19 protein-coding genes are annotated in these 14,642 nt (G+C 52.4%); 11 read left to right on the top strand and 8 right to left on the bottom strand.

Annotated features, from left to right (window positions below; translation table 11 throughout):
• The 4 genes from BLR97_RS11815 to BLR97_RS11830 all read left to right on the top strand — a co-directional run.
• The coding region (locus BLR97_RS11815; RefSeq protein WP_139172942.1) for an IS30 family transposase at nt 1–429 on the top strand (429 nt) is incomplete at its 5' end.
• Nucleotides 430–537: 108 nt separating this feature from the next.
• On the top strand, nt 538–1,011 hold the full coding sequence (locus tag BLR97_RS11820; protein ID WP_089706744.1) for an HIT family protein: 474 nt from the start codon (nt 538–540) through the stop codon (nt 1,009–1,011).
• Between the two features lie 248 nt (nt 1,012–1,259).
• On the top strand, nt 1,260–1,526 hold the full coding sequence (locus tag BLR97_RS19810; protein WP_211605130.1) for a RidA family protein: 267 nt from the start codon (nt 1,260–1,262) through the stop codon (nt 1,524–1,526).
• Between the two features lie 170 nt (nt 1,527–1,696).
• Nucleotides 1,697–2,206 carry a GNAT family N-acetyltransferase gene (locus BLR97_RS11830; protein WP_089706745.1) on the top strand — a complete coding sequence of 170 codons (510 nt, stop codon included), beginning with the start codon at nt 1,697–1,699 and terminating at the stop codon, nt 2,204–2,206.
• Between the two features lie 54 nt (nt 2,207–2,260).
• Here the strand turns inward: BLR97_RS11830 and BLR97_RS11835 are convergent, their stop codons facing one another.
• Together BLR97_RS11835 and BLR97_RS11840 are read right to left on the bottom strand one after the other, a co-directional pair.
• Entirely contained in the window at nt 2,261–2,572 is a 312-nt protein-coding gene (locus BLR97_RS11835) for a type II toxin-antitoxin system RelE/ParE family toxin (protein WP_089706746.1), read from the bottom strand.
• Nucleotides 2,573–2,574: 2 nt separating this feature from the next.
• On the bottom strand, nt 2,575–2,811 hold the full coding sequence (locus BLR97_RS11840; RefSeq protein ID WP_027957578.1) for an addiction module protein: 237 nt from the start codon (nt 2,809–2,811) through the stop codon (nt 2,575–2,577).
• Between the two features lie 141 nt (nt 2,812–2,952).
• Here BLR97_RS11840 and BLR97_RS11845 point away from each other — a divergent pair, with 141 nt between their 5' ends.
• The gene (locus BLR97_RS11845) at nt 2,953–3,228 is read left to right on the top strand and encodes a putative quinol monooxygenase (protein WP_089706747.1); all 276 of its coding nucleotides are present in this window, start codon (nt 2,953–2,955) and stop codon (nt 3,226–3,228) included.
• 18 nt (nt 3,229–3,246) lie between these two features.
• On the opposite strand, the gene BLR97_RS11850 is transcribed toward BLR97_RS11845, so the two are convergent.
• Both BLR97_RS11850 and BLR97_RS11855 read right to left on the bottom strand, forming a co-directional pair.
• Complete coding sequence (locus tag BLR97_RS11850; protein WP_089706748.1) at nt 3,247–4,242, bottom strand: GlxA family transcriptional regulator; 996 nt, start codon at nt 4,240–4,242, stop codon at nt 3,247–3,249.
• Nucleotides 4,235–4,801 carry an isochorismatase family protein gene (locus BLR97_RS11855; protein WP_089706749.1) on the bottom strand — a complete coding sequence of 189 codons (567 nt, stop codon included), beginning with the start codon at nt 4,799–4,801 and terminating at the stop codon, nt 4,235–4,237. Before BLR97_RS11855 ends, BLR97_RS11850 begins: the two co-directional genes overlap by 8 nt.
• A 391-nt stretch (nt 4,802–5,192) precedes the next feature.
• Here BLR97_RS11855 and BLR97_RS11860 point away from each other — a divergent pair, with 391 nt between their 5' ends.
• The 4 genes from BLR97_RS11860 to BLR97_RS11875 all read left to right on the top strand — a co-directional run bounded on the left by BLR97_RS11860 (nt 5,193) and on the right by BLR97_RS11875 (nt 9,372).
• Nucleotides 5,193–5,600, top strand: coding sequence for a DUF4019 domain-containing protein (locus BLR97_RS11860; RefSeq protein WP_089706750.1), 408 nt, complete (start codon nt 5,193–5,195; stop codon nt 5,598–5,600).
• Nucleotides 5,601–5,861: 261 nt separating this feature from the next.
• A complete protein-coding gene (locus tag BLR97_RS11865; RefSeq protein ID WP_089706751.1) occupies nt 5,862–7,223 on the top strand; it encodes an NfeD family protein in 1,362 nt (453 codons plus the stop codon).
• 60 nt (nt 7,224–7,283) lie between these two features.
• On the top strand, nt 7,284–8,075 hold the full coding sequence (locus BLR97_RS11870) for a slipin family protein (protein WP_089706752.1): 792 nt from the start codon (nt 7,284–7,286) through the stop codon (nt 8,073–8,075).
• Nucleotides 8,076–8,556: 481 nt separating this feature from the next.
• The gene (locus BLR97_RS11875; protein ID WP_089706753.1) at nt 8,557–9,372 is read left to right on the top strand and encodes a PRC-barrel domain-containing protein; all 816 of its coding nucleotides are present in this window, start codon (nt 8,557–8,559) and stop codon (nt 9,370–9,372) included.
• Between the two features lie 71 nt (nt 9,373–9,443).
• Here BLR97_RS11875 and BLR97_RS11880 read toward each other — a convergent pair whose 3' ends face one another.
• Entirely contained in the window at nt 9,444–10,046 is a 603-nt protein-coding gene (locus BLR97_RS11880) for a YqaA family protein (protein WP_089706754.1), read from the bottom strand.
• A 12-nt stretch (nt 10,047–10,058) separates the two neighbouring features.
• On the bottom strand, nt 10,059–10,877 hold the full coding sequence (locus BLR97_RS11885) for a DUF1206 domain-containing protein (protein WP_089706755.1): 819 nt from the start codon (nt 10,875–10,877) through the stop codon (nt 10,059–10,061).
• Between the two features lie 178 nt (nt 10,878–11,055).
• Between BLR97_RS11885 and BLR97_RS11890 the strand changes: the two genes are divergently transcribed.
• The gene (locus BLR97_RS11890; RefSeq protein WP_211605132.1) at nt 11,056–11,922 is read left to right on the top strand and encodes an AraC family transcriptional regulator; all 867 of its coding nucleotides are present in this window, start codon (nt 11,056–11,058) and stop codon (nt 11,920–11,922) included.
• Here BLR97_RS11890 and BLR97_RS11895 read toward each other — a convergent pair.
• Together BLR97_RS11895 and BLR97_RS11900 are read right to left on the bottom strand one after the other, a co-directional pair.
• Nucleotides 11,897–12,499, bottom strand: a complete 603-nt coding sequence (locus BLR97_RS11895; RefSeq protein ID WP_089706756.1) for a LysE family translocator — start codon at nt 12,497–12,499, stop codon at nt 11,897–11,899. The two genes, BLR97_RS11890 and BLR97_RS11895, sit on opposite strands and share 26 nt — an antisense overlap.
• A 90-nt stretch (nt 12,500–12,589) precedes the next feature.
• A complete protein-coding gene (locus BLR97_RS11900; RefSeq protein ID WP_089706757.1) occupies nt 12,590–13,513 on the bottom strand; it encodes a glutaminase in 924 nt (307 codons plus the stop codon).
• Between the two features lie 199 nt (nt 13,514–13,712).
• Here BLR97_RS11900 and BLR97_RS11905 point away from each other — a divergent pair, with 199 nt between their 5' ends.
• Nucleotides 13,713–14,606, top strand: a complete 894-nt coding sequence (locus BLR97_RS11905; RefSeq protein ID WP_089706758.1) for a methylated-DNA--[protein]-cysteine S-methyltransferase — start codon at nt 13,713–13,715, stop codon at nt 14,604–14,606.
• Nucleotides 14,607–14,642: the final 36 nt, after the last annotated feature.

Here is a 14,642-nt window from a genome sequence, read left to right on the forward strand (position 1 = left end):
CTGGTCGAGAGGCGCAGCGGTTACCTCTTGGCGGCGCGCCTGCCGACGATCACAGCCACTGGAACGGCCAAGGCGATGACCCGGTTATTAGAACCACGCCGAGGCGCAGTGCAGACCATCACCTTGGATAACGGTTCGGAATTCGCTGAGCACCGACAGGTTGCCAAGGCCGTCTCGGCCAAGACCTATTTTTGTGACCCGTACCGCTCATGCCAGCGTGGTACCAATGAAAATACCAACGGCCTGATTCGCCAGTATTTCCCGAAAGGAACGGACTTCCGAAAGGTGAGCGACTCAGCACTGAGGAGAGTCGTTGCCAAGCTGAACAATCGCCCCAGAAAACGTTTGGGGTATCGGACACCGGCACAAGTGTTCCTCGGAGAGTATTCAGGGGCGCTGAAAACCGCGGGTGCTGCGCTTAATGTTTGAATTCAGGATTCAAGCTAAGCACAGGGCTACCTGCCACTGCGGGATGGTCGAAGCTCGACTAAGGCTGTCTATGAACAAGGGCATATCAAGTGACATCAAGGACTGAATATGAACTGTGTTTTTTGTGAGATCGTGGCCGGTAACGTTCCATGTCACAAGATATGGGAGGACGCAGATCACTTGGCTTTTCTTTCCATTTATCCGAATACACCTGGGTTTTCAGTGGTCATTCCCAAGCGTCATGTTCCAAGCTATCTGTTTGCTCAAGATGATGATGTCGTAACGGCGCTAGTATTGGCTTCTAAGCGGGTGGCTTTGCTGCTTGATGAGGCATTGGATGATGTCGGTCGTACGGGAATGATATTCGAAGGTTATGGAGTAGATCATTTACATGCGAAGCTATTCCCTATGCACGGGACGGGTCAACATTCGGCGTTCAAGCCCATTGCGTCTAGCGTGAGCAAATACTTTGATCGGTATGAAGGCTATATTTCGTCCCATGACTATAAACGTGAAGACGATAACGTTTTAGCGGATATTGCTGCCAAAATCAGGGCGAATATTTATCGGCTAAAGCTTTAATAAATCAGTGCTCGTTGTCACTAAAGCCTTAACAATCTATACGTGGAGCCTGTCATGAAATCAACCGTGGAAGAGCGCATCCATTCGTTGGGCTTGGAGCTACCCGTCGTTACCATGCCAAGGGGCAACTTTCGCTCCTATGTCATTTCGGACAACATGCTCTATCTGTCAGGTAAGGGGGCTCCGTTGCGAGAAGGGGGGGGGTTGTCCCTAAAGTTGGGCAGGAAGTCACTGTCGAGCAGGCCCGGATGTACGCTCAAGAAGTTGGCCTGTATCTCCTTGCGCTCATCCAAGAAGCGCTGGGAGACTTTGATCGGGTGCGGCGTGTCGTGAAGATGTTTGGTATGGTCAATGCTGATCCAAATTTCACCTCTCACACTGAAGTCATCAACGGTTGCTCCGACCTGTTTGTTACCGTTCTTGGTGAGCGCGGTGAGCATGCACGCTCTGCCATTGGTGTTGGCTCATTGCCGAAGGGGTTTGCTGTGGAAATTGAAGCCGTAGTTGAGTTTTAAGACGCTTCGCCACACCATCGCGACGCTTAACCTCTTCCTTGAGCTGTTCCGAGTTTGGGTAGCGGTTTTACCCAACGTCGAGGGCTTAAGCCCAGTAAAGGCACACTCTTCCCGACAATCAATTGCGTTCGGGGTTAGCGCTTGCCAAGAGCATCATCAACAAGGAGGAAATGGTGCAAATTTACGAAACGGAACGACTACTTATACGGACTTTATCCCTAGATGATGTTCCCGAGTTGACCAATATCCTCAGCGACCCTGAGGTCATGAAATATTCGATTCGAGGCGTTTGCGATGAAACGGCGACTCGGCGGTTTATCGAGTGGTGTTTGGAGAGCTATGCAGCTCACAGCATCGGGCCGTGGGCCTTAGTAGAGAAGTGCTCCGGTAAGCTTGTCGGCTTTTGCGGTGTCAGCCCTGAAGAGGTAAATGGTGTTGAGGAGATTGGTCTGGGCTATCGGCTAGCCAAACGTTACTGGGGCAAGGGACTGGCGTCTGAGGCAGTGCAAGTGGTACTCCATTATGCATTTAATCAAAAGCAGCTATCGTCGGTGGTGGTTGTTATTGAGCCTGAAAATGGTGCGTCACTTAAGGTTGCAGAGAAAGCAGGGTTTTCTGCGTTCGATAATCTTGAATTTCATGGCCGTCCAGTGAGGCTGTACCGGCTAACCCAGCAGTAGTGGGACGTACTTCATACTAATGACATAAAAGCGATAATTGCGCGATGATTGGTATTATGGGCTAACCCGATTATGCCAGTAACCCGGCTTTCTCGAATGATGGGCGAAAGCAACAATGGTAATTGTTTGGTTATTGGAAACAGTCACAAGGGAAAACGGGAATTGTTGAAGGATCAAGCGCTTTGCGCCACGTTTGCTTGCTTCGCCTACTGCAGGAACTAGTGGTGGATTTGGTGCGCTTAGCTTTGTGGTAGCTTGTTCAAAGGTATCAATTAGCTGTTCACCAAGCCCCGGTGATTCGAGTTCATACCAAGCTGCGGCTTCCATCAGTTCTTCTGCAGCCTCTGGACTAACCTTTACTATCAAAATCAATTCCTTAACCGAGCTCTGGCACGCTCAAGGACTTCACTGACATCTAAAGATTTGATTTTGCCAGATTCAATCTCATTGATTCTGCGACATATCTCCGCGTCCCAAGCTTCCGATACACTGATTTCAGCCATACCATCCAGGCTTGCTACCAAATCATGGGCGAGTTTAGCCCGCTCTTTCTCCGATAGGGTCATTGCTTCGTTCGTGATGGTTTCAAGTTGCGCTGTATTCATCTATTTACCCAGCCTCATGGAAACGGCAATGTCAAAATCATGCAGCAGATAACACCTGAAGACAAGGTCATCAAGACCGCCTTTGATCTGTTGAGGCAACTACATTACCGGCGATAGTGGCGGGCAATGCGAGGGGAATCAATGTCAAAGGTCATACTGAAAGGTTTCATTATCGTTCCAGAGTCGTATCTAGGCGATGTTAAAGAAGAACTTATTAACCACAAGCAGCTAACGTTAGCAGAGTCAGGCTGTATCGCCTTTGACGTTGTTCAATGCTCAACGAACCCCTGCCGATTTGATGTATATGAAGAATTCATAGATCGAGACTCATTTGAGCGTCATCAAGCTAGAGTGAAAGTCTCCGTCTGGGGCAAGGTTTCAGCCAATGTTGAACGGCATTACGAGATTCTGGAGTGATGCTGAATAAACCTTTGATCAAGATAGCTGGGAGCGACGCCATACACTAGGCGGCACTTTTTCCTGGCGAACCCAGTTGCGCCTTAGCTGTCGCTCATCACCGAATCCGGATGCTTCGGCGATGCGCGCTAGCGTCCAGGTCGTTTCGGTCATTAACGCTTTGGCTCGCTGCAGGCGCAACCCCATAATGTAGTCGCCCACTAGCATGCCGGTGAGGTTTTTGAATTGGCGCCGGAAATGACGCTCGCTCATGGCTGCCTGAGCTGCCAATGTCTCGATACGCCAGGTTTGCGCGGGGGCGGCGCATATTGCATCTTGAACGCGATGCAGTCGTTCATCCACATGATTGCGGCCTTCAAGCCAGGCCCCCAGTTGAGGCTCTTGGCCACTACGGCGAAGATACAGCACCATTTCTCGCGCTACCGCCAAGGCCAGTGAATGGCCACAAGCACGAGTAAGCCAGTACAGCATGGTATCAATGCCGGTTGAAATCCCTGCGCTGGTTAAATAGCGCCCGTCCTCGGTAAAGATACAATCACGTTGTACCTTTGCTTGTGGGGCTTTGGCTTGCAGCTGCTCGATTAGCGTGTGGTGGGTGGTACAGCGCCGCCCCTCTAACAGGCCAGCATCCGCCAGTAATAGCGTGCCCGAGCAAACGGTCATCAGTGTATCTGCATAGTGGGCATTCGCCTTGAGCCAAGCGACACACTCTTGCTGAGCCAATGGCTCAAGGCTACTGCGGTACTGCCCAGGGATAAGCAGTAAATCTTGAGGTGGAAGCTGTTCAGGCAAGGGGTCAATACCGCTGAGGGTTAGCGGCCCTAGCCACTGCATGGCCGCTTTGGGGCCGATATAGCGCACCTGAACGTCTATCGAAAGCCGGTCAGCACACTGCAAGACCTGAAGTGGGCCAATCAAATCAAGCGGCACTTGGCCGGGCATCATCAGTACCGCCACCCGCAAGGTGGTGGCTCTCGTGGATGGCGGTTGGCTATTGTGTTGCTCTTCAATCACGTGGTTTTTGCCATTCGTTGATCAAGTCTTGTGTACTGATAATACGCGCAAAGCGGCCTTCAAGTACCAGTTCGGTGCGTGCCTTAATATCATCCGCTGACCAGGTGATACCTTGGCGCGTCATGGGAAATGTCAGGGTAGCATCGCTAATAAAGTCGACGCTAAATCCCAAATCCGACGCCACCCGTGCGGTGGTTTCGCAGCATTGCTCGGTACGAATACCGCTAATCGCCAGACGTTCAATGCTTCGCTCCCGTAACCAGCTTTCTAGCGAGGTATCGCTGAACGCGTTATGTACACGCTTATGAAAGGTCACCGCCACTTCATCGTTAAAGTCATCAAGCGGACGAATGAGGCCACCATCAGGGTCAAAAGGCCCTTGGCTGCCAGGTTCTTCATGCAGAATGCGCACAACCGGTATACCGCTGGTCTGGGCGGCATTTAGCACCGCACGCTGCTTGGGGCGCCACGCCTGAGCCAGTGATTCTACCCAGTAATCGCGGGCGGGGAAGGAGGCTTGAACGTCGATTAATAACAAGGCCGTTTTAGGCTGGGTCATGGCTAATCTCATCGTGTTGAAGTGAGATTACAGATTAGCTGTTACGTATTCTTCCAACGATGCGTTGAGCGGCCACAAGGCGGGCATTTTCGGCCAAATGAGAGCAGCATCTTATTGCTGACAAATGCTGCTATCCAGAGTGGAGGGAGCCGATTTTAACGAGCATCAATTCGTAAAAGCTGGAGAGTTCGGAATAGAAGGCATTGGCGGGCATGGTGATCTACTAGTGGCAGCAGAAACAGGATGGATGCCGCGGGGAGAAACGTGGAGCCTGGGGCTTTTCGGTTACGGAAATACAACCCCAACCCTAAAGAAACCCCGCCGATTTCCGATAACTATATAAGACCCACGAAATTCCCTTGGCGGCTGCCAAACGCCCAACGAGGCAACCATGCTCAAAACGCTGACCCTTTGCATCACCGCTGCGCTGCTAGTGCTTCCCATGCCCGCTTACTCGCATACTAATGAAGCCGAGGCGGCGGCGCTGGCGTGGCTGGAGGCCGTCGACAACGGCAACTATGAGCATGCCTGGGAAACTTCGTCCACACTGCTGCAAGCGCCTCTCTCTGCCGGCATGTTGGCGCGCACAGTAGAGCTTGCGCGCCGAGATTTCGGTGAGGTGGAGTCGCGCAAACGGGTGCGTGTTACTCGTGAAAAATCGATGCCCGGCGCGCCCGAAGGCGACTATGCGGTTTACATGTTTCAAACGCGTTTTGAAAACCAATCGGGGATCATTGAAACCGTGACGCCGTACTTGGAAGGGGGTACGTGGAAGGTTAGCGGCTATTACGTGGAGTAGCCTCCCACGATAGAACCCTCGCATCACGTGATCACACGTGATTAGCCATCCTCCCTTTATGATCAGTCTCGCTTGAAACCTCTGCTATATGTGTTCTTCCTGACGATGCTTCATGCGCCTGCTACGTTGAATAAATAACCCGTCACAATATTATTGTCCAAAATATATACACAGAATAGGTTTTGTGAAATAAAGTGAAATTCTAGTAGGCATAGTGTTTTTCGATGTACCGGTATTAAGTCGCACCGTGCGGGGGTAAAGATGCTGGCCCTTTCTTACAAATCGCATTGGCTGTGGTTATTTCTGGCGGGGTTGTTGATGGCAGCGCTGTCGTTAACCTGGCAGGCCATGGCTCAAACGTCATCGTCCAGTGCCTTGGTGCTTAACATTGAAGGTGCCATTGGCCCGGCGACCAAGGACTACTTTGAGCGCGGTTTGGACAATGCCCGCGAGCAGGGTAGTGAAGTGATGATCGTTGAGCTTGATACCCCAGGCGGATTGGTCGACACCACTCGTGACATGATTCGCGAAATGCTCAACGCCGATATCCCCGTGGTGATGTATGTTTCCCCTAGCGGTGCGCGGGCGGCAAGTGCGGGTACCTATTTACTATATGGCAGCCACGTGGCGGCCATGGCGCCTTCGACCCACTTAGGCTCTGCCACGCCAGTACAAATGGGCGGTGGTGGGCTGACCGGTAGCGATGAAGGCGAGGAAGAAAACGCGTCAGACGAGTCGGAGCGCGACGGCAGCGCCATGGAACGCAAGGTGCTGGAAGACGCGGTGAGCTTTATTCGCAGCTTAGCGGAGCGTCATGGTCGCAATGTTGAGTGGGCCGAAGACGCGGTACGCGATGCGGTGAACCTCACCGCCAACGAGGCCCTGGAGCAAAACGTCATCGAAGTAGTCGCGCGCGATCTTGACGAGCTACTTGAGCAGATTGACGGTATGACGGTGGTTATGGAGCGCGGCGACTATACGCTTGAGACCGCCGATCTCGCCATTGAGCGCTTCGATCCGGATTGGCGTACCCAACTGCTATCGCTGATTACCAACCCTAACGTCGCCTACTTCCTGATGATCATTGGCTTTTACGGGCTGATTTTTGAGCTTTCCAGCCCCGGCAGTCTCTTCCCGGGCACGATCGGCGTCATTTGTTTGCTGCTTGCCATGTTTGCCTTTCAGGTGCTGCCGATTAATTACGCAGGTCTGGCGCTGATTGTGGTCGGGCTGGCGTTGATCGTGGGCGAGGCGTTAATGCCCAGCTTCGGCGTGCTAGGTGTCGGCGGCATTATTGCCTTTGTGCTCGGCTCGGTGATGCTGATGGATTCCGAGTATCTGGCTATTTCGCTGCCGCTTATCGGTGGGGTAGCGCTGTTGTCCGGTGGCTTGATGCTCTGGACGCTGACGCGCTTTGCCTCATTGCGCCGAACCCAGGCGCATACCGGTGCTGAGCAGTTAATTGGCGCCATCGCTATTGCGCTGGAAGATTTTGAAACCAATGGCCACGTGCGCTTACACAGCGAACGCTGGAATGCGGTGAGTGATGCCCCCGTCAAGCAGGGCGATAAGTTGAAGGTGCTGCGCCTTGAAGGCTTGACGGTCTACGTCTCGCACTATTAGCGCTTGCGGCCTATCTATCATTTATCCAGGTAACTGATTATCCGCTAAACGAGGTGCTACATGATTCTTTCGTATCTTGTCCCAGTCGTGTTGGTGGTGCTACTCATCGCCGCCTCTATCCGCATTTTGCCGGAGTACAAGCGTGGCGTGGTGTTCTTTCTGGGCCGTTACCAGGTTGTGAAAGGGCCAGGCCTCGTCATCGTGATCCCCGGCATTCAAAAGATGCAGGTGGTCGACCTGCGCGTTATTACTATGGACGTGCCCGAGCAGGACGTGATCTCCCAGGATAACGTCACCGTGAAGGTTAATGCCGTGCTTTATTTCCGCGTAGTTGATCCTGAAAAGGCGATTATTCAGGTCGAAAACTTCACCCAGGCGACCAGCCAACTGGCACAGACCACGCTGCGTTCGGTGCTGGGTAAACACGACTTGGATGAGATGCTTTCCGAGCGCGATAAACTCAACGACGATATCCAGGAAATTATCGACGCCCAGACCGACGCCTGGGGCATCAAGGTCGCCAATGTTGAAATCAAACACGTGGATCTGGATGAGAGCATGATCCGCGCTATTGCGCGCCAAGCCGAGGCAGAGCGCGAACGCCGCGCCAAAGTTATCCACGCCGAGGGTGAGCTTCAAGCCTCCAAGAAGCTGGTTGAAGCAGCGAATGTGATGCAGGAGAACTCGGCGGCGTTACAGCTTCGTTATTTGCAAACCATGAGCGACATGAGCAACAAGAACGCCTCGACGATCGTCTTCCCGCTGCCCATGGACATCATGGAGGCGTTCAAGGATATGAAGGCGAAGCATACTGCGTCAACGCCGGGGACAAAACAAGACGATCCAAGCTAGGCGTCTGGGTTCATTCGACGCTAGATAGCGGCTAGCGAGCTGTAAAGGCCAAATGCAAAGAGTCTTTCTCCAGCGTAAAAGCTTTGCAAATCAATATTGAATTGTATGGTTAGCTTGCACGATGAAATCTACAAGTACCAATGTTTTCAACATGTACTGGATTCATTGTGTTGTTTTCTAATGGTTAATGCTAGCCGCTGAATCTTGGAGCTGCATTTGGCCAGCTATGTTTGAAACATTACGGATCACCATAAATTAATGCCTTTACAGCCAATACGTTATCTTCTAACTTCATATATACCGACGAAAGGAAGAAAATTCTTGAAGCTGGTATGGAAGCATGGAGGCTGACATAAATAAACCGATTTAAGAGTAGGTGTAAAACATCACTTTTTTCATGTGCTGGTTGATGAGTTGAAAGTTCGTATAACGAAAAGTCGTTTTTCTGTTTAACCAGTTAATTATTTAAGAGGATAAATATATGAAACTGTATCGCAATGTATTGCCACTCACAAAGCTACTTGTAATCACTTCTTTTATACCAGTGTACGCCTATGCAGCGGATGATGAAAAACAGCCCAGCATGGGGGCTGATCAAAGTGTTTTAAATGAACCGCAAAATGAACAAGATGTTAGATCTCTTGACGAGTGGAATTATAGTGCTATTTACGAACAGGAAGGGTTTCGCGCAGAACAATTGTTGGATGCAAAAGTATTTTCCCCACAAGACAATGAAATAGGGACAATGGCAAATATCGTTCTTGATCAGAAGAATCAGATTGTCACTGTTATTGCTGAGATAGGAGGAATGTGGAACAGCGGAGACAGGCATGTCGCCATTCCATGGGACGACGTTGAGTTTTTTGAAAATGGTATTAAAGTCCCCGTTCGAGAAGATAACGTGGAGGAGTACGATCTTTTTACAAATGTAACCATAAACGACTCCTATATTTATAAACGAGAAATGCAACAGGTTCTCACTGTAGAAGAGGATGTCGCTACTGGTCTGAGGACATGGAAAATATCAGATATCATCGATGATTATGCAAGCATGAAAAATGCTGGGGGTTATGGGTATATTACGGACACTCTTTTTTCAAGAAGCGGCATTATGCAGGCTATTATTGTCAAGCCAGCGAATGAAGAGTTTGGCCAAGGGCCACGTGCTTATCCGTTTTATGGTTATCCCGAAGGTTGGCGGCCGGGTGACTCTCACTACATACTTCCTTACTCAAGGGAAGATGTCGAAAATCTCCCCGCTTTCGAATATGAAAAGTACAATAGTGTTTTGAATTAACAGGATTTAACGACCGTGAAAGGAACGTCGTTACTGCCAATGCCAGTTTATTAAGTGCCTTTCACTGTGGGTTACATTACTAAACTGGCTAATGCCTGCATGCCCAGGGCCACGAGCAAAACGACGACACCGACTATCAGGCTGGTCATTAGCGCGTGGCGCTTCCATAACAGGATGACGCGGTTGCCGAAGCGGTGTACCAGCCAAGCAAGACCGAAGTAGCGAAGCCCCCGTGCCATGAGCGCCGCCAGCGCAAACATCAACACGGGGTAGCCTGAAAGGCCAGCGGTGATCATCGCGATCTGGAAAGGAATTGGCAAAATTCCCAGCGTTAAAATGGCCACAAAACCGTACTGGTTAAAGAAGCGCTGAAAGGACGCGTAGGCATCCTGCATTCCCATCGAGTCGATAAACCAGGTGCCTATCGACTGGAAGAGCACCATCCCCACGCCGTAACCAATCAGCGAAGCAGCCAGGCAGCCAAGCGTAGTGGCGGCGGCCATGGCCCACAAGCGCTGCCGATTAACTGCCATCAGCGGGATCAGTACCAGCTCAATGGGGATCGGCAGAATAATGGTTTCCAGAAAAGATAGACCGGCCAGCAGCCAAAACATGTGCTGGGAGCCATTGATACGAACGAACCAAGCTTTGGTTTTCGCTGTAGAAAAAGCCATGAGGAGCGGCCGCTATGCGGACGGGTCGACGCGGCGATATACCGCTGCCAACAGGCTGTAAATGCCAAAGGCAAAAAGACCTATCGCGACAAATGCCAACAGCCACTTCCCGTAAATTTGGCTGCGAAGGGTGGTGAAGACTTCATCAATGCCTCCCGCCTCGCTAGGGTCAAATTGGTAGGCCGCGATAATAAAAAAGCAGCCGACAATCACAAACACTAAACCCCGCACGGCTAAACCAAAGCGACAAATCGGATAAGCCCATTGCTGGGTTTGCTTCGGCATTTCGAAGTGTTTGTCGAATTTGGCCTTGTAGCCTTTAAGCGCGTGGGCAATACCGACACCAATCAATACTAAGCCCACCGCACCTACCAACCAACGCCCGAAGGGCTGCTGCATCAGCCAGCCTGCCACACCTTGCGAGCCGCCGCCTGAACCCCCTGAGGAACCACCGAATTGGAAGATAAGGGTGGCAGCAAAAAAGGCCAGCAGCGTATGGGTCACGGCGCTCGCCAATAAGCCCGCGCGAATCGCTAATCCCTTGGCGCCGTGGCCGTGATGGTCGGCGTCTTTTATCGCCTGAATGCAACGCCACATGGCGTAGCCCACTAAGCCTATTGCCATTATCGCTAATAAGACTTTACCGAAGGGGGCGGTGAGCACTCGTTCTAAGGCACCACGGCTGCCCTCTGTTTGCCCCCCTTGACCAAACACTGCCAGCGCGGCGAGGCCACCCACCAATACATACACGATGCCTCTGGCGGCGTAGCCCATGCGGGCAAATAGCGAGATAGCGTCTCGATGGTCGGGGGTCTGGGATGAAGTGGCCATGGTGTCCTCCTGACAAAAAATGGCGTTGCAAAATATCCGTATTCGGGCGGCAGCCTATACTGTGTGGGTGATGTACTATTGTCTAGGGTAGGAGATGTGGGCGGAGATGCGAAGTTATTGTCTACTAGAACTGACTATACTTTTATAGTCGCTTGTATTTTATTGGGTCGAGTAACGCATGGCTGATTCCCGTTCACCTATATTCTGGCGCGATACGCGTATGCCCCATGTGGAGCTGCGTAAGATTAGCGATGCACGGCAAGTCTGTTATGCGCCTCATAGCCACCCGCACTGGTCGCTTGGAGCCGTTACCGCAGGTAGAAGCACCTTTTGCTACCGCGAGGCCATCTATCAGATTAGAGCGGGCGACTTGGTTTTGATGAATCCCCATTGGGTGCATGCCTGCAATCCCATCGAGAACCAGCCCTGGGCGTACCTGATGCTCTACGTCGATACCGCTTGGCTGAGCGACTTGCGCTATCAATTAGGCCTGCTAGATGATTCTTATTGGCAAGACATAGCCACCGCCGTCATTACCCAGCCAGACCTCTATGCAGGGTATTGTGATATGGCTGCCTGCTTGTTGGATGAACAACGCGCTATTGGCGATAAGCAAACGGCATTAATCGCGTACCTGTCTAGCATGATGCAAACACTGGCCCAGGAATCCCCCGCGACATTGCCCCAAGCCCCCGGCGCACTGGAACACGTCGCGGCCTATTTGCGTGCCAACTGTGCTGCCGATATATCGCTTGAGTGCTTATGCCAGCAGTCTGGCTATAGCGCTGGGCACCTGATTCGCGCCTTTAAACAGCACTTTGGGCTGACGCCCCATGCCTACCTGATTAACCAGCGTGTTCAGTTGGGACAGAAAGCGCTTAAACAGGGGCAGCCTATCGTTGAGGCGGCTCTAAACGCAGGCTTTAACGATCAACCTCACTTCCAACGCACCTTCAAACGGCTGGTGGCGGCGACGCCAAATCAGTACCGCTATCCGCTTCTCAAACAACAACAGCCAATCAAAACAGCAGAAATAGTGCGCTAGCGGCCAGACAAACAGCCAGAGCTCGGTTAATCGTTACCAAGATGATGGGACGTTGAACATAGCGTTTGAGAAAGGCGCCTGCGTATACCCAACTGGCCAGGGATAACCAACAAATAGGCAGGTAGAGAGCGGCGAATAGCCACAGTTGATAGGTCGCGTTGCCACTGGTGTAGGCGCCAATACCAGCGGCAGACGCCAGCCAAGCTTTCGGGTTGAGCCACTGCATCATAGCGCCTGTCATAAACCCTGGCGCTTTGACGGCGCCTTGTGCCTGCAAGCGGCCGTCGTGCTGTAAAAGTTGATAGCTGAGATAGACTAAAAACATAATACCCGCCCAGCGTAAGAGTTCTTCCAGTATCGGCACTTGGCTCAGCAGTGAGTAAAGCCCTGCGCCAATGCCTAAAAACAGCGCCACAAACCCAAGCGTGGCACCGGTGACAAAGATAAGCCCTTTAGCGATGGGGTAGTGGGTGCCGCTATTCAGGCAAACCAGGTTGACCGGCCCCGGCGAAATAGACGCGGCCAGGGCAAAGGTGGACATGGGTAGCAGTAAAGGTAGCAGTGGTGACGCGCTCATGGTCATTCTCCTTGGTAGTACAAGGAGATTGCCGGAGCGCCTTCGGGTCGTATTGCATAAAATTGAGGTGGCTGCTTTAAACGCTCAGCCTTAATAATGCCCAAATACCGACCAGCCGGTACGCTGCACAAACATTTCCAGCGCTTGGGTGCCTAGCAAACTGTTGCCGTAGCTATCTAATCCCGGCGACCACACGGCAATAGAACCGTGGCTTGGTGAGATGGCCAGTATGCCGCCGCCCACGCCGCTTTTGCCGGGTAGGCCAACCCGAAAGGCGAACTCCCCGGAGGCGTCGTAGTGGCCGCACATCATCATTAGCGAGTTGATACGGCGTGCCCGTTGGGGCGCCACCACCCGGATACCGCTGGGTTTGTTGATGCCATCCGAGGCCAAAAAAAGCCCGGCATGGGCAAGCTGCTCGCAGCTCATCGCGATAGCGCACTGATGGAAGTAGGTGCCCAGCACTTTATCGACATCGTGGTCTAGGCGACCGAAGGCCTTCATAAAATGCGCAAGAGAGGCGTTGCGGTCTCGGTGAGCCATCTCGGAAGCGGCCACGGCGTGGTCGAAGCAGATGCGGTCGTCATCGGCGACATAGCGCACAAAGTTGAGAATCTCACCCAGTGTCTCTTTGGGTTCGTGCCCCATCATGATGGCATCAACCACCGCAATGGCCCCGGCATTGATAAACGGATTCCGTGGTTTACCGCTTTCGTGCTCAAGCTGAACGATGGAGTTGAAGGGGTCGCCCGAGGGTTCACGGCCTACTTTGGACCAGAGTGAGTCGCCCATCTGCCCCAGCGCGATGGTCAGCGTAAATACTTTCGAGATACTCTGAATGGAGAAAGGCGTGGTCGCGCAGCCGGCTGAATACACCTTGCCATCCACGGTGGCTAGCGAAATGCCAAACTGCTTTGGATCTACATAGCTGAGCTCGGGGATATAGTCGGCGACCTTACCCCGCCGTTCGGCGTTGGCCATAGTGTCGGCGATGTCATTGATTAAGTCTTGCATGGGCGTATCGTCTACCGTCAATTGAGGCGGGGTAATCGTGAAGCTGTCTATTTAAACCATCGGCATTATAAAATTGAAACATAGCGTGTCTGATCACCCGCTAATGCGCAAGAATCGGGTCGGTACTCAGGCCTTGATCGCTTAGGCTACCAGTATAAGCACATTGATAACCGATAACCTGGCGGTGAGTGAGGCGAAAATGAACGACTATGCTCGAATTGAAAAGGCCATGGCCTTTATGGTGGCCCACACGGCTGATCAGCCTGACTTAGCGACGGTGGCCGGTCACGTTCATTTAAGTGCCTTTCACTTCCAGCGGCTTTTTTGCCGTTATGCGGGGATTAGCCCCAAACGCTTTTTGCAAGCGCTCACGTTAGAGCGGGGCAAGCAATTAATGCAGTCATCCACCTCGCTGTTGGACATTGCCCACACGCTGGGGCTGAGCGGTGGCTCTCGGCTTTACGATCATTTTGTGCAACTAGAAGCCACCACCCCGGGGGAGTATAAGCGCCAGGGCGAGGGCGTTGAGATTGCGTACGGCGTTCATGAAACGCCTTTAGGCCGCCTGTTCGTCGCGGTAACGCCTCGGGGTATCTGCCGCATGGGCTTTGTTGATGCGTCTAATTCGGAAGAATTGTTGGCACGGTTGGCCAAAGAGTGGCCACGCAGCACGGTTTGCCACAGCACTGACAAAACGCGCTATGCGGTGGAGGCGCTATTTACCAAGCCTCAAGAGGGGGCTAGCGCTTTGTCGTTGCACGTCACCGGCACCAACTTTCAAATTGCCGTATGGCGGGCGTTGCTGACGATTCCCGAAGGGCAGCTGGCTAGTTACAGCCATATCGCCCAAGCGCTGGGCATGCCTAAATCATCCCGTGCGGTAGGCAATGCGGTGGGCGCTAACCCGGTCGCGCTGTGGATTCCTTGCCACCGGGTAATCCAGCAAAGCGGCGCGCTAGGCGGCTACCGCTGGGGCGTCGAGAAAAAACAGATGGTGCAGGCATGGGAGTTAGCGCAGTGGAATCAAAGCCAACGATGTGACAGTCGGCTGGATGATGCTGTCGAGCAAAGACAGCCTAACCACGTGCTTTAAAGCAGACGTATCAGGCTTTAGCACTGGCTGTGTTAA

The sequence above is a fragment of the Vreelandella arcis genome (assembly GCF_900103865.1).
Lineage (GTDB): Bacteria > Pseudomonadota > Gammaproteobacteria > Pseudomonadales > Halomonadaceae > Vreelandella > Vreelandella arcis.

What these genes read in the sequence shown, in the direction of transcription:
- BLR97_RS11855 (WP_089706749.1), bottom strand. Translation starts at nt 4,801, where the DNA reads ATGACCCAGCCTAAAACGGCCTTGTTATTAATCGACGTTCAAGCCTCC.
- BLR97_RS11895 (WP_089706756.1), bottom strand. Translation starts at nt 12,499, where the DNA reads ATGAGCGCGTCACCACTGCTACCTTTACTGCTACCCATGTCCACCTTT.
- BLR97_RS11820 (WP_089706744.1), top strand. Translation starts at nt 538, where the DNA reads ATGAACTGTGTTTTTTGTGAGATCGTGGCCGGTAACGTTCCATGTCAC.
- BLR97_RS11830 (WP_089706745.1), top strand. Translation starts at nt 1,697, where the DNA reads ATGGTGCAAATTTACGAAACGGAACGACTACTTATACGGACTTTATCC.
- BLR97_RS11870 (WP_089706752.1), top strand. Translation starts at nt 7,284, where the DNA reads ATGATTCTTTCGTATCTTGTCCCAGTCGTGTTGGTGGTGCTACTCATC.
- BLR97_RS11840 (WP_027957578.1), bottom strand. Translation starts at nt 2,811, where the DNA reads ATGAATACAGCGCAACTTGAAACCATCACGAACGAAGCAATGACCCTA.
- BLR97_RS11860 (WP_089706750.1), top strand. Translation starts at nt 5,193, where the DNA reads ATGCTCAAAACGCTGACCCTTTGCATCACCGCTGCGCTGCTAGTGCTT.
- BLR97_RS11905 (WP_089706758.1), top strand. Translation starts at nt 13,713, where the DNA reads ATGAACGACTATGCTCGAATTGAAAAGGCCATGGCCTTTATGGTGGCC.
- BLR97_RS11875 (WP_089706753.1), top strand. Translation starts at nt 8,557, where the DNA reads ATGAAACTGTATCGCAATGTATTGCCACTCACAAAGCTACTTGTAATC.
- BLR97_RS11880 (WP_089706754.1), bottom strand. Translation starts at nt 10,046, where the DNA reads ATGGCTTTTTCTACAGCGAAAACCAAAGCTTGGTTCGTTCGTATCAAT.
- BLR97_RS11890 (WP_211605132.1), top strand. Translation starts at nt 11,056, where the DNA reads ATGGCTGATTCCCGTTCACCTATATTCTGGCGCGATACGCGTATGCCC.
- BLR97_RS11885 (WP_089706755.1), bottom strand. Translation starts at nt 10,877, where the DNA reads ATGGCCACTTCATCCCAGACCCCCGACCATCGAGACGCTATCTCGCTA.
- BLR97_RS11900 (WP_089706757.1), bottom strand. Translation starts at nt 13,513, where the DNA reads ATGCAAGACTTAATCAATGACATCGCCGACACTATGGCCAACGCCGAA.
- BLR97_RS11845 (WP_089706747.1), top strand. Translation starts at nt 2,953, where the DNA reads ATGTCAAAGGTCATACTGAAAGGTTTCATTATCGTTCCAGAGTCGTAT.
- BLR97_RS19810 (WP_211605130.1), top strand. Translation starts at nt 1,260, where the DNA reads ATGTACGCTCAAGAAGTTGGCCTGTATCTCCTTGCGCTCATCCAAGAA.
- BLR97_RS11865 (WP_089706751.1), top strand. Translation starts at nt 5,862, where the DNA reads ATGCTGGCCCTTTCTTACAAATCGCATTGGCTGTGGTTATTTCTGGCG.